The sequence below is a fragment of the Mycobacterium appelbergii genome (assembly GCF_032883035.1).
In the GTDB taxonomy this organism is placed as follows: domain Bacteria; phylum Actinomycetota; class Actinomycetes; order Mycobacteriales; family Mycobacteriaceae; genus Mycobacterium; species Mycobacterium appelbergii.
On record NZ_JAMQTH010000009.1, the window covers coordinates 183502 to 195474 of the forward strand.

16 protein-coding genes are annotated in these 11973 nt (G+C 67.1%); all 16 read right to left on the bottom strand.

All coding sequences use genetic code 11. The annotated features are described in order from the left end of the window. Positions 1-41: 41 nt before the first annotated feature. The 16 genes from rplO to M1247_RS21730 all read right to left on the bottom strand — a co-directional run bounded on the left by rplO (position 42) and on the right by M1247_RS21730 (position 11964). Positions 42-485: a 50S ribosomal protein L15 gene (rplO, locus tag M1247_RS21655; protein ID WP_317158438.1), complete on the bottom strand. Its 444-nt coding sequence runs from the start codon at positions 483-485 to the stop codon at positions 42-44. A gap of 5 nt (positions 486-490) precedes the next feature. Further along, positions 491-670 carry a 50S ribosomal protein L30 gene (rpmD, locus tag M1247_RS21660; RefSeq protein WP_317158439.1) on the bottom strand — a complete coding sequence of 60 codons (180 nt, stop codon included), beginning with the start codon at positions 668-670 and terminating at the stop codon, positions 491-493. A 3-nt stretch (positions 671-673) separates the two neighbouring features. After that, positions 674-1354, bottom strand: a complete 681-nt coding sequence (rpsE, locus tag M1247_RS21665; RefSeq protein WP_458695245.1) for a 30S ribosomal protein S5 — start codon at positions 1352-1354, stop codon at positions 674-676. Between the two features lie 22 nt (positions 1355-1376). Then, positions 1377-1784 (bottom strand): 50S ribosomal protein L18, encoded by a 408-nt coding sequence (rplR, locus tag M1247_RS21670; RefSeq protein ID WP_410506915.1) that lies wholly within the window; start codon positions 1782-1784, stop codon positions 1377-1379. Positions 1785-1786: 2 nt separating this feature from the next. Further along, positions 1787-2326, bottom strand: coding sequence for a 50S ribosomal protein L6 (rplF, locus tag M1247_RS21675; RefSeq protein ID WP_317158440.1), 540 nt, complete (start codon positions 2324-2326; stop codon positions 1787-1789). A 13-nt stretch (positions 2327-2339) separates the two neighbouring features. Beyond that, a complete protein-coding gene (gene rpsH, locus M1247_RS21680; protein ID WP_317158441.1) occupies positions 2340-2738 on the bottom strand; it encodes a 30S ribosomal protein S8 in 399 nt (132 codons plus the stop codon). Between the two features lie 112 nt (positions 2739-2850). After that, entirely contained in the window at positions 2851-3036 is a 186-nt protein-coding gene (locus M1247_RS21685; protein ID WP_003892855.1) for a type Z 30S ribosomal protein S14, read from the bottom strand. 4 nt (positions 3037-3040) lie between these two features. Continuing rightward, entirely contained in the window at positions 3041-3613 is a 573-nt protein-coding gene (gene rplE, locus M1247_RS21690) for a 50S ribosomal protein L5 (protein ID WP_317158442.1), read from the bottom strand. A gap of 2 nt (positions 3614-3615) precedes the next feature. Beyond that, the gene (rplX, locus tag M1247_RS21695; protein WP_317158443.1) at positions 3616-3933 is read right to left on the bottom strand and encodes a 50S ribosomal protein L24; all 318 of its coding nucleotides are present in this window, start codon (positions 3931-3933) and stop codon (positions 3616-3618) included. Further along, positions 3933-4301 (bottom strand): 50S ribosomal protein L14, encoded by a 369-nt coding sequence (rplN, locus tag M1247_RS21700; RefSeq protein WP_137148880.1) that lies wholly within the window; start codon positions 4299-4301, stop codon positions 3933-3935. Before rplN ends, rplX begins: the two co-directional genes overlap by 1 nt. 228 nt (positions 4302-4529) lie before the next feature. Continuing rightward, positions 4530-5885 (bottom strand): amidase, encoded by a 1356-nt coding sequence (locus tag M1247_RS21705; RefSeq protein ID WP_317158444.1) that lies wholly within the window; start codon positions 5883-5885, stop codon positions 4530-4532. Further along, positions 5882-7315, bottom strand: a complete 1434-nt coding sequence (locus tag M1247_RS21710; protein ID WP_317158445.1) for an aldehyde dehydrogenase family protein — start codon at positions 7313-7315, stop codon at positions 5882-5884. The genes M1247_RS21705 and M1247_RS21710 overlap by 4 nt, the downstream gene beginning before the upstream one ends. Further along, on the bottom strand, positions 7312-8100 hold the full coding sequence (locus M1247_RS21715; RefSeq protein ID WP_317158446.1) for an SDR family NAD(P)-dependent oxidoreductase: 789 nt from the start codon (positions 8098-8100) through the stop codon (positions 7312-7314). The genes M1247_RS21710 and M1247_RS21715 overlap by 4 nt, the downstream gene beginning before the upstream one ends. 71 nt (positions 8101-8171) lie before the next feature. Then, complete coding sequence (locus M1247_RS21720; protein ID WP_317158447.1) at positions 8172-9710, bottom strand: permease; 1539 nt, start codon at positions 9708-9710, stop codon at positions 8172-8174. 305 nt (positions 9711-10015) lie between these two features. After that, positions 10016-11572 (bottom strand): gamma-glutamyltransferase family protein, encoded by a 1557-nt coding sequence (locus M1247_RS21725; RefSeq protein WP_317158599.1) that lies wholly within the window; start codon positions 11570-11572, stop codon positions 10016-10018. A 38-nt stretch (positions 11573-11610) separates the two neighbouring features. Further along, a complete protein-coding gene (locus tag M1247_RS21730) occupies positions 11611-11964 on the bottom strand; it encodes a Rieske (2Fe-2S) protein (protein WP_317158448.1) in 354 nt (117 codons plus the stop codon). Between the last annotated feature and the right edge of the window lie 9 nt (positions 11965-11973).

The following is an 11973-nucleotide window of genomic DNA, read 5'->3' on the forward strand; positions in this document are numbered from 1 at the left end:
GAAAGGCCCCCGCCGCAGCGGGGGCCTTTCATCAGGAAAATCTACAGCTCGGTGGCCGAACCACCTGCGGCAGTGATCGCCTCGCGGGCGCTACCGCTGAACTTGTGTGCGGTGAGGTCGACCTTGACGGCCAGCTTGCCGTCGCCGAGCACCTTGACCAGGCTGTTCTTACGAACCAGACCCTTGGCCACCAGCTCGTCGACGCCGACGGCGCCACCCTTCGGGAACGCCTTGCTGATGTCGCCGACGTTGACGACCTCATACTCGGTGCGGAAGCGGTTCTTGAAGCCCTTGAGCTTCGGCAGCCGCATGTGGATGGGCATCTGGCCACCCTCGAACGTCGCGGGGACGTTCTTGCGGGCCTTGGTGCCCTTGGTGCCGCGACCGGCGGTCTTACCCTTGGAACCCTCACCACGGCCCACGCGGGTCCTGGCGGTCTTCGAGCCGCGCGCCGGCTTCAGATCGTGAAGTTTGATCGGAGTCATCGTTCTCAGACCTCCTCTACCTGGACGAGGTGATGCACGGTCTTGATGAGACCGCGCGTCTGCGGATTGTCTTCACGGACCACCGACTGGCGGATCTTCCGCAGTCCGAGCGTCCGCAAGCTTTCCCGCTGCTTCCAGCGGGCACCGATGGTGCCACGCACCTGGGTGATCTTGAGCTCTGCCATGGTTTACGCCGATCCATCCCGCGCCGCTGCGGCAGCCAGCGCTTCGCTTTCCCGACGCGCGCGCAGCATCCCGGCCGGCGCGACGTCCTCGATGGGCAGACCGCGACGGGCCGCCACCTCTTCCGGTCGCTGGATCATCTTCAGCGCGGCCACGGTGGCATGCACCACGTTGATCGCGTTGTCGCTGCCCAGTGACTTGGCCAGAATGTCGTGCACGCCGGCGCATTCCAGCACCGCACGGGCGGCGCCACCGGCGATCACACCGGTACCGGGGCTGGCCGGGCGCAGCATCACGACACCGGCAGCCGCTTCGCCCTGCACCGGGTGCACGATGGTGCCACCGATCAGCGGAACGCGGAAGAAGTTCTTGCGCGCTTCCTCGACGCCCTTGGCGATGGCGGCAGGAACTTCCTTGGCCTTGCCGTAGCCGACGCCGACCATGCCCTTGCCGTCGCCGACGATCACCAGCGCGGTGAAGCTGAACCGGCGGCCGCCCTTGACGACCTTGGAAACCCGGTTGATCGTCACCACGCGTTCGATGTAGTTGCTCTTGTCGCCGCCGTCGCGGCCGCCACGGCCACCGCGGTCATCGCGACGGCCACGGCCGTCCCGGTCACCACGGCCGCCACGGTTATCCGACGCACCTGGGCCGCCGGCACCAGATGTTGCCTGCTCGGCCATCATGCAGTCCTCTCGTTGACAGTCATCAGAATTTCAGCCCGCCCTCGCGCGCGGCATCAGCCAGCGCGGCGATCCGGCCGCCGTAGGTGTACCCACCGCGGTCGAACACCACGGTCTCGACACCGGCCGCCTTGGCGCGCTCGGCGATCAGCTGACCGACGCGCACGCTGTGGGCCTTCTTGTCACCGTCGACCGCACGCACGTCGGCTTCGATGGACGAGGCAGCCGCAATCGTGGCGCCCGCCAGGTCGTCGACGAGTTGCACGTGGATGTGCCGTGCCGACCGATTCACCACCAGACGCGGCGTCTCGGCAGTGCCGGCGACCTTCTTGCGCAGACGGGCGTGACGACGCAGCCGTGCATTGCGGCGGGTCTCCGAGATGTTCTGCCCCACCGGCTTACGTGCGGATGCTTGTGTTGTGCTAGCAGCCATTTCTACTTACCTGTCTTTCCGACCTTGCGGCGGATCTGCTCACCCTCGTAGCGCACGCCCTTGCCCTTGTACGGGTCGGGGCGGCGCAACCGACGGATGACCGCCGAGATCTGACCGACCTTCTGCTTGTCGATGCCCGAGACCGAGAACTTCGTCGGCGTCTCCACCGCGAAGGTGATGCCCTCGGGTGCCTCGATCACCACGGGGTGGCTGTAACCGAGCGCGAACTCCAGGTTGGAACCCTTGAGCTGCACGCGGTAGCCGACGCCGAAGATCTCCATCTTGCGGACGTAGCCCTCGGTGACACCGGTGACCAGGTTGGCCACCAGGGTGCGGGACAGCCCGTGCAGCGAGCGGCTCTCGCGCTCGTCGTTGGGCCGGCTCACCACGATGGCGCCGTCGTCGCCGCGAGCGACCCTGATCGGCTCGGCGACATCCAGGGTCAGGGTGCCCTTGGGGCCCTTGACCGACACATTCTGACCATCGATGGTCACATCGACCCCGCTGGGAACCGGGACCGGGTGCTTACCAATACGCGACATGTCTTTTATCCCCTCACCAGACGTAAGCGAGGACTTCGCCGCCCACGCCTTGTCGAGCTGCCTGGCGGTCGGTGAGCAGGCCCGAGGACGTGGAGATGATCGCCACGCCCAGGCCGCCGAGTACCCGTGGCAGATTGGTGGATTTTGCGTACACCCGCAGTCCGGGCTTGGACACCCGGCGCAGGCCCGCGATGCTGCGCTCACGGCTGGGGCCGTACTTGAGTGCGACGACCAGCGACTTACCGACCCGAGCATCCTCGGTGTGGTAATCGGTGATGTAGCCCTCTTTCTTGAGGATCTCGGCCATGTTGGCCTTGATCTTCGAGTGGGGCAGGGTCACCTCGTCGTGGTACGCCGAATTGGCGTTGCGCAGACGTGTCAAAAAGTCTGCAATCGGGTCAGTCATCGTCATGACAACCGGCTCACCTTCCTCGCGGCGGTTCCCACTGTGTCCAATTTCTTGGGGGGCCTACCGCAACCTGTTTGGATTGGGTCTGTGGATGCGTGCTAGCGGCTCAGCTGTGTTACCAGCTGGACTTCTGCACGCCTGGCAGCTCACCGGCGTGCGCCATCTCGCGCAGGCAGATGCGGCACAGCCCGAACTTGCGGTAAACCGAATGCGGGCGTCCGCACTTGTTGCACCGCGTGTATGCGCGGACCGCGAACTTGGGCTTCTTGTTGGCCTTGTGGACCAGCGCCTTCTTTGCCATCTGCTCAGTTCTCCTTGAACGGGAAGCCCAGCGCCCGCAGCAGCGCGCGACCTTCGTCGTCGTTCGTCGCCGTGGTGACGACGGTGATGTCCATACCGCGGGGCCGGTCGATGGAGTCCACATCGATCTCGTGGAACATCGACTGCTCGGTCAGCCCGAACGTGTAGTTGCCGGTGCCGTCGAACTGCTTGGCCGACAGTCCGCGGAAGTCGCGGATACGGGGCAGTGCGATGGAGATCAGCCGATCCAGGAACTCCCACATGCGGTCGCCGCGCAGCGTGACGCGCGCACCGATGGGCATGCCTTCGCGCAGCTTGAACTGGGCGATCGACTTGCGGGCCCGGCGCACCTCGGGCTTCTGGCCGGTGATGAGGGCCAGATCGTTGATGGCGCCGTTGATCAGCTTGGCGTCACGGGCGGCGTCGCCGACACCCATGTTGACGACAACCTTGACCACGCCGGGGATCTGCATGACGTTGGCGTACTCGAACTGCTGCTGCAGCGAGTCGCGGATTTCCTCGCGGTAGCGCTGCTTGAGGCGCGGGAGGGTCTTCGCAGGGCTTTCAGTGGTAGTCATCTCTAGATGTCCTTGCCATTGCGCTTGGAGACGCGGACCTTCTTGCCGCTCTCCTCATCGACGCGGTAGCCGATGCGGGTCGGTTTGCCGTCGGAATCGACCACCATCACGTTGGACACGTGGATGGCCGCCTCCTGGGTGACGATGCCGCCCGAGGACGCGCCACGCTCGTTGCTCGAAACGGCGGTGTGCTTCTTGATCCGGTTGACGCCTTCGACCAGGATCTTGTCGCGGGTGGGGAAGGCTTCGATGACCTTGCCCTTGGCACCCTTGTCCTTACCGGAGATCACCAGCACGGTGTCGCCCTTGTGCACCTTCATTACAAAACCTCCGGGGCCAGCGAGACGATCTTCATGAAGCGCTTCTCGCGCAGTTCACGACCGACCGGACCGAAAATGCGGGTTCCGCGCGGGTCGTTGTCGGGCTTGATGATGACGGCGGCGTTCTCGTCGAACTTGATGTAGCTGCCGTCGGCGCGGCGGCGCTCCTTGACGGTGCGCACGATGACGGCCTTCACGACGTCGCCCCGTTTGACGTTGCCGCCGGGGATGGCGTCTTTCACGGTCGCGACGATGACGTCACCGATGCCGGCGTAACGCCGTCCCGAGCCGCCAAGCACACGGATGCACAAGATCTCCTTGGCGCCCGTGTTGTCGGCGACCTTCAACCGCGATTCCTGCTGAATCACTCGATCTCCTGACCTGGTTTTGTATGCACGCCAGATACCGACCTGGTCGTGCGCGGTCTTTGTTTGTTCCCGAAGGGCACGCGGGGCTGACTCAAACGCACAGTCAACCGAGGTCTGCCCAAGGCAACCCCTACATACTAGGTGAGCACCGTCAATGCACCAAATCGGTGCATTCGCGCCCCCAGCGTGAACGTACTGTCAGGTCTCGGCGAGTTTCTCGCAGTGGCGTCACACTCGCGAAATCGCTGCCGGCTCCCGCAGGTGATGCGCCGTCCGAGCCTGATAGGCCGCGGCAACCGCGAGTACTGTCGCGCTGTTCCGGCCGGCGATCTGCATCCCGACCGGCAGTCTGCCAGGTGCGCTTCCGCAGGGCACCGTCACCGCGGCGAAACCGCACCAACTGAAGGGCCCGCAGAGCCGCATCAGGGTCTCGATCACGCTCGCGCGACCCTGCGCGTGCGGGTCGAACACGCAGTCGGCCACCCGCGGCGCCGGGGTCGGCGTGGTCGGCAGGACGAGGACGTCGACGCCGGACATGCCGTTGTGCAACCCACGGGCGAGACGCTCGAGTTCGTCGACGGCCGCCGCGCGGGCCGCCGGGGTGATTCGTTCGGCCTGGCGCAGATAGCTCGCGACCTCCTCGCCGTAGGCATCACGGTGTCGGGGGTAGAACCCCGCGCTGCGCTGGGTGTCCAGAAAGTCCGCCAGCACGTATGCCGCTCGGGGGGCGCTCCATGCCCGGAAGGACGGGACTTCGACGGTGCAGACTTCGGCGCCTGCGGCCGCCAGTTCCTGCACGGCCTCTGCGACGCCTTCTGCCACGCCATCGGACAGTTCGCCGATGTCGCGGGGGCCCACCGTTCCGATGCGTATGCCGCGGACTACGGGTGCAGGGCAGGCACGGTCGGACAGGACCTCGAAGAGCAGGGTGAGATCGAGCGCGTCGCGGGCGATGGGCCCGCAGGTGTCCAGGCGCGGCGAGAAGCCGAGCAGGCCGTCGACCGGCACGTCGCCGCGCGCCGGGCGCAACCCGGATACCCCGCACAGCGCCGCAGGGACGCGGACGGATCCGCCGGTGTCACTGCCGATCGCCGCGAGGCACTGCCCCGAGGCGACGGCCACGGCCGATCCACCGCTGGAGCCCCCGGGAATCCGTTCGGGATCCCAGGGGTTGCGGCTCGGCGGTGTCGTGACGCCGTGGGCCAACTCGTGGGTGCGGGTCTTGCCGAGGATGAGTGCACCCGCGGAACGGAGTCGCGAGACCGCGACGGCGTCGGCAACCGCGGGCGCCGCGTCGGTCACCCTGGAGCCGCCGCGGGTGGGCATGCCCGCCACGTCGACGACATCCTTGACGGCCACCGGAACTCCGTGCAGCGGGCCACGGATCCGCCCGGCGGCCGCCTCCCGCGTCAGCGTCGCGGCGTCGTCACGGGTCCGCTGCTCGTCGAATGCGACGAATGCCTGCAACAGCGGATCGACCTGCCGCATGCGGGTGATCGACAGGTCGAGCAGGTCCGACGGTGTCAGGTCACCGGCCCTGATCTGCTCGGCCGCCGAGCGGACGCTCGTCGGCATACCTGTCATCGATTGTCGTCCATCGAGAAGTGGACGCTCTTGACCTCGGTGAACTGTTCCAGCCCCTCGATGCCGCGGGTACGACCGAGACCCGAAGACTTGAATCCACCGCTGGGCATCTCCGGGGCGGACTTGTTGTAACCGTTGACCCAGACCGTGCCCGCCGCCACCGTGGACGCGACGCGCCAGGCACGGCCGACATCAGCGGTCCACACCGCGCTCGCCAGACCGAACGGAGTCGCATTGGCGGCGGCGACCGCGTTGTCTTCGTTGTCGAAGGGTTCGATGGTGACCACCGGCCCGAAGACATCCTGTTGCACGATGGGCGAATTCACGTCGACATCGGTGACGACTGCCGGTGAGACGAAACCCCCGCGCAGACCCCCAGGGTGCAGTTCCTCTCCCCCGACCAGCACCGTGGCGTCATGGCGGACATCCTCGAGCAGTTGCAGCACCCGGCGGGCATGGCTCAGCGAGATCAGTGGTCCGACATCGGTCTCCTCCGACCGCGGATCGCCCACGCGCAATGCACCCGCGCCCTGGACTATCCGTGCCGTGACCCGGTCGAGCACCTCGGCGTCCACCAGTACCCGCGTACACGCCATACACATCTGGCCGGCAGTGATGAACGCCGCCGAGAGGATGGCGTCGCAGGCGCGGTCGATGTCACAGTCCCGGAACACGATTGCGACGCCTTTGCCACCCAGCTCGAGCAGCGGACGGGTCATATCCTGCGCGGCGGTCTTCATGATGTGCCGACCGACATCGGTGGATCCGGTGAATGACACTGCCCGCACGAGGGGGTGGCGCACCAACGCATCACCCACCGCGGCATCGCCGATCACCGTTTGCACGACGTCTTCCGGCACGCCGGCCTCGTGGCCGAGTTCCACAGCCCGCAGTGTCACCAGTGCTGTCTGCGGCGAGGGTTTGACCACCGCGGTGACGCCGGCGGCAAGGGCCGGCGAGAGGTCACGCAGAAGCAGCAGCACCGGCCAGTTCCACGGAACGATGAACGCCGACGGGCCCACGGGTTCGCGCACGACGTGCAGCATGTTGCCATCGGCCAGCGTCCCGGCGTGTCCGCCGATGTGACGGCACAACCCGGCGTTGTAGCGGAGCGCTTCGGCGGCGCCGAGCACCTCGACGCGCGCTTCGCGCAGCGGCTTTCCGGTTTGCGCGACCAGCGCCGCCACCAGTTCGTCGGAGTGGTCGACGAGGTTCTGCGCCCACTGCAGCATCACCGTGCTGCGGCGACGGTGATCCACCGACCATGGTCGCAGGGCGGCATGCGCCGCGGTGACCGCCCGGTCGAGCGCTTCCGGAGCGGTCGCTGCGACGTGCCCGAGCGGCGTGAGCAGTGTGGGATCTGTTGGCGCGGCGTCTTCTTCACTGCCCCACGCCGCAGAGTCGACCGGTGCCGCAGGCGCGATCGTCATGCGAACACCTGCCCGCCGTCGACCAGGATCGTCTGACCGGTGACAAAACCACTGGACCGACTGGCGAGCCACAGTACGGCGCCCACCAGATCCCCTGGCTCCATTTCGCGGGCCAACGCACGGGTCTGAGCGGAGCGGGCCGCGTAGCCGTCGGGGTTGATCGCCTCGGTGGCAGAGTCGGACACCAAACCGGGTGCCACGCCGTTGACCCGGATGTTGTGGGCGCCCAGCTCTTTCGCTGCCGCGCGGGTGAGCCCGTCCACCGCGGCCTTGGACGCGACGTAGTGTGCGAAGCCCGGTACACCCGCCCGGGCCACGGTGGAGCTGATGTTGACGACCCGGCCGCCGCCGCGCTCGATGAACGCAGGCACAGCAGCCTTGATCGCCTGCCAGGTGCCACGGACGTTGACGCGCAGGACCGTGTCCCAGTCATCGGTGCTGAGTTCACCGAGCGGCCGTTTCGGCCCGAGCCCCCGGTAGATGGCAGCGTTGTTGACCACTGCATCGAGCCCGCCGAAGCGGTCCACCGCCGACGCAACAACGTCGGTGAGGTCCGCGTCAGATGTCACGTCGCCGGCCCGGAAGACTGCCTTGCCGGGGCCGATGTCGTTGGCGCCCTGCACGAGGTCCTGTCCTTTCGCCTCGGCCGAGGCCACGTCGGTGGCGACGACATCGGCGCCTGCGGCCACCAGGGCGCACACGTACTCGGTGCCGATGTCGCCGGTGGCTCCGGTGACGATCACGACATCTCCGGTCAGGTCGATGGCTGGTTTGAGCGTGGTCATCAATCGTTTCCCTTCTACTGCAATGCTTTCGATGCTTTCCGGTCAAGATGTGGAGATTCGGGGCGGGGTGATCACCAAATTAACGCTGCGACAACCACACTCAATATGAGCCCGGCCACGACAGGAAGGAACAATCTTCGAACGAGCGTGGTGACCGGAACTTCGGTGAAGCCGGCGACCGCGACAAGCGACGACCAGATGATCAGCGTTCCGCCACCCGTCCAACCCGCGGCATTCTGGGCGATCGCGGCGAAGGTGGCGGTGACTTCCGGGCTTGACGAGTGGGCCAGCGCGTCGGCCAATCCGCCGGTGAACGGCAGGCCGGTCCATCCCGACCCGTCCAGGCCGATCAGCATGCCTGCCACGAGCATGGCGAACATGATCAACACCTGGTTGTCCGGAATGAAGCGCTCACCGCTGAGGATGATGTCGAACAGGATCGAGGGCGGGGTGGCGTCCTCGGGCAGCAACATGATGCGACCGGCGAAATCCGCGATGCCGATGAGCACGAAGCCGGCGACCGGAATCACCGCGCCCATGGCCCGGAAGGCGAACACCAGGCCGTCGACGAAGTGCTCGCCGACCTGCGCCAGACGGTCCTGGCCACCGGTGGTGAGCGTGAGGACCAGGGTGAGGATCAGGGCGAGCCCGCCGACGAGTGCCGCACCGTTGCCGCTCTCCGGCGCGGGCACCCACTCGGTGAATTTTCCGAGCAGCATGTAGGCGATCAGCCCGGCGAACGCGATCGGGACGATGATGGCGAACAAGCGGGTCCAGACGCCGTTTTGCGCTTCGCCGTCCGAATCATCCCCTGCCGCAGGGCCATCCCCCGCGCCGTCGGACGTCACCGGCGGTCTGGTTTTGGTTGCCACAGCCTGGCCACGCGGGACGGAGAGGGAGTCAACCGGAACGGTGGGACCGGTACCCACACTCGCCACAACGGTCTGCCGAGTGCCCAGGCGCCGCAGGCGCTGCAAGCCGCCGCCCCGGACATGGAGCACATAGGTCAGGGTGATCGCCACGGCCCCGACCACCCAGCTCAGGATGAGGGCCCGGTTGGCGATCAGGTCTGCCGAGACCCCGGCGCCACTCGCCGAGAGACTCGGGGCGACCCCGATCACGTAGTCCGAAGCCAGCGCCATGCCCTGCCCGGCGATCGCGAGCGCCATGGCAGCCGCCAGCGGCGACAGGCCGGCCCGGATTGCCGCGGGCAGCAGAAACGGTGCGACGAGCGCCAGAGCGGGCGTCGGCCAGAACACCATCGACAACAGGTAGGTGACGCCGAACAGGACGAAGTAGGACACCGTGCTGTTCTTCATGAGACGCGCGATGGGGGCGATCATCCGTTGTTCGGCGCCAATGGTTTTCATCGCGCCGACCATCGCCATCACGGCGGCCAGTACGAGGAATATGTTCAGGAACTCTGTGATCGCCACGGCGCTGGCGCTGAAGACGCTGCCGATGCCCTGCACGAAGTCGCCCGTGTAGACCCACGCCGTCAGGAACGTGGCGATGATGGCGGGCACCACGACGCCCTTGCGCGCAACCATGAAGCCGATCAGCGAAACTACGCCTATGAGGTAGACCCAATGTGCGGCGGCGAGGTGCATGTTATCTCCGGTTGGACTCGGTACGCCGCCCCGGGCTGCAGGACGGCTGTGGTCGTGACGGCGGGAGTTCGTGGGAAAAGCGCAGAACGGACCCGTTGTGTGATCGGGATTACACCAGAAATTTAGGAGTTCTTCTCGTCGAAGGCAAAGGGCACAGTGCCCTGGTCGGGAGAGGGTCTCTGTGCACGGTGCACTCTGGGCCGCCGGGCGGAACAGCAATGTGACGTCATTGTTTCTGCAGTGAAAATGGTTGCCGGGCAACCGGTCACGATGCAGCCGCATCCAGTTGCACCTCGCCAGGGGCGTCAGTCGACGCCGATCGTCACACCCTCCTGGCGGGGATCGGCGGCGCCCTGCAGCACTCCGCGTTCGTCGCGCCGGATCACCTGGGCACTGCCGCCGCCCCCGTAGGCCGGCTGGACGATGACCTGATGCCCGAGGGCACCCAGCCGGTCGCGCGTCTCCTTTGAGATCCTCGCCTCGACGCGCAGTTCGGCGGGCCGGCCGATCACGTCGGCGTCGGAGCCGGGGAAGACCGTGAAGCGGGGCGCGGACACGGCGGCGGCCGGATCGAGCCCGTGATCGAGTAGGTGTGAGATCAGCTGCATGTTCCACTGCACCTGCCCGTCGCCGCCCGGGATGCTGCCGAGCGCGACCAGTTCGCCGTCCTTACCCGTGGCGATCCACGCGTTGAGCGTGTTGAGGGGTTTGCGCCGCGGCGAGACCTCGTTGGGGTGACCCGGGATCAGATATGCGCCCCGGCCGAGCCGGTTGTTGAGCACCACGCCGGTGCCGGGCACCGTCAGCTTGGCCCCGAAGGTGAACCCCAGCGAATGGATGAACGAGACCGAGCGGCCGTCGGCGTCGACGGCGGCCGTGCAGGTGGTGTCACCGGCGTGCACCTGAAACGCCAGCCGGTCCTCCACTGCAGCCGACAACTGCCGACGCTGCTCCTCGATATGGTTGCGGTCGAGCACATCTCGTGCTCCCGATGTATCGCCGCCGCACCGCTCGAAGCGATCTTGGAAAGCCATGCGTGCCGCGCGGGCCATGCGATCGATCGCCTCGGCGCTCAGCCATGGCTTGCCACCCACCGCCCCGTCGCACAAAGCAGCCTGCTGCAACACCATCCAGCCCGGTGTCGGCAGCGGCGTCTGATGGATGGTGGCCCCGGCGTACCGACCGGTGATGGCGGGCTCGGGCACCGCGGCCGCGGTCGCCGCCCATTCGTCACCGCTGAACGGTGCGCCCGCCGCGCCCAGCACCTCGACGGCACGCTGCGCGAACTCGCCGGTGTAGAAGTAGTCGGGGTCGGTGGCCAGGCGCCGGATGGTGCGCGCCAGATCAGGTTGGCCCAAGCGGTTCCCGATCCGCGCCGCCTCGCCGGTCGGTGCATAGACCGCGGCCAGTCCGGCGTCGGCTCGGATCGCAGCCAGCGCCTCACGCACGTCGTCGGCCGTTTTGGCCGAGCACGGCAGGCCGGTGTCGGCCAATTGCGCAGCAGGTTCCCACAATTCGGTCAATGCGACGCTCGCCCCGTGCGCGTGCATGGCCGCCAGCGCGGCGGGTGCGCCGGGGACCGCGACGCCCAACGCTCCATCCAGGGGAATGCCCGTGCATCCGCGCTCGCGGTACAACTCCGTGGTGGCACCGTCGGGACCGAACCCGGACCCGCCGATCGTCCACACCCGACCGTCGGGCTCGCGCACCACCGCGAACGCGTCGCCGCCGATTCCGCACTGCCCCGGCAGTGTGAGCCAGGTGACCGCGGCCATCGCCAGCGTCGCGTCGATCGCGTTACCGCCGTCGGCAAGCACCCGGGCGCCGGCGAAGCTCGCGGCGGGATGACTGCTGCTGACCATCCCGCCCACCGACAGCGCAGAAGGCCGCTGCACCCCGATCACGCTCCCTTGCGTCGCCGCCGCGGACCGACGGGCATCTCCCCCGGATCGACACCGACGAAGATCTCCCCGTCGCGTTCCTGCACCGGGTAGGTCTTGATCGCAACCGTGGCAGGCGGGCAGATCGGCTCACCGGTCTCCAGGTCGAACGCACTGCCGTGACAAGAACATCCGATGCCGTCATCGACGAGCTTCCCTGACGACAGCATGCAGTCCAGATGCGTGCAGTAGTTGGAGGTTGCGTAGGCCTTGCCGTTCAAGCGGGCCACCGCGAACTCGTGATCGCCCGCGAAGAACCGGCGCACCATGCCTTCGGGCACCTGACCCGACCGGGCAACTCGCTCGAATTCCATTCAAACTCC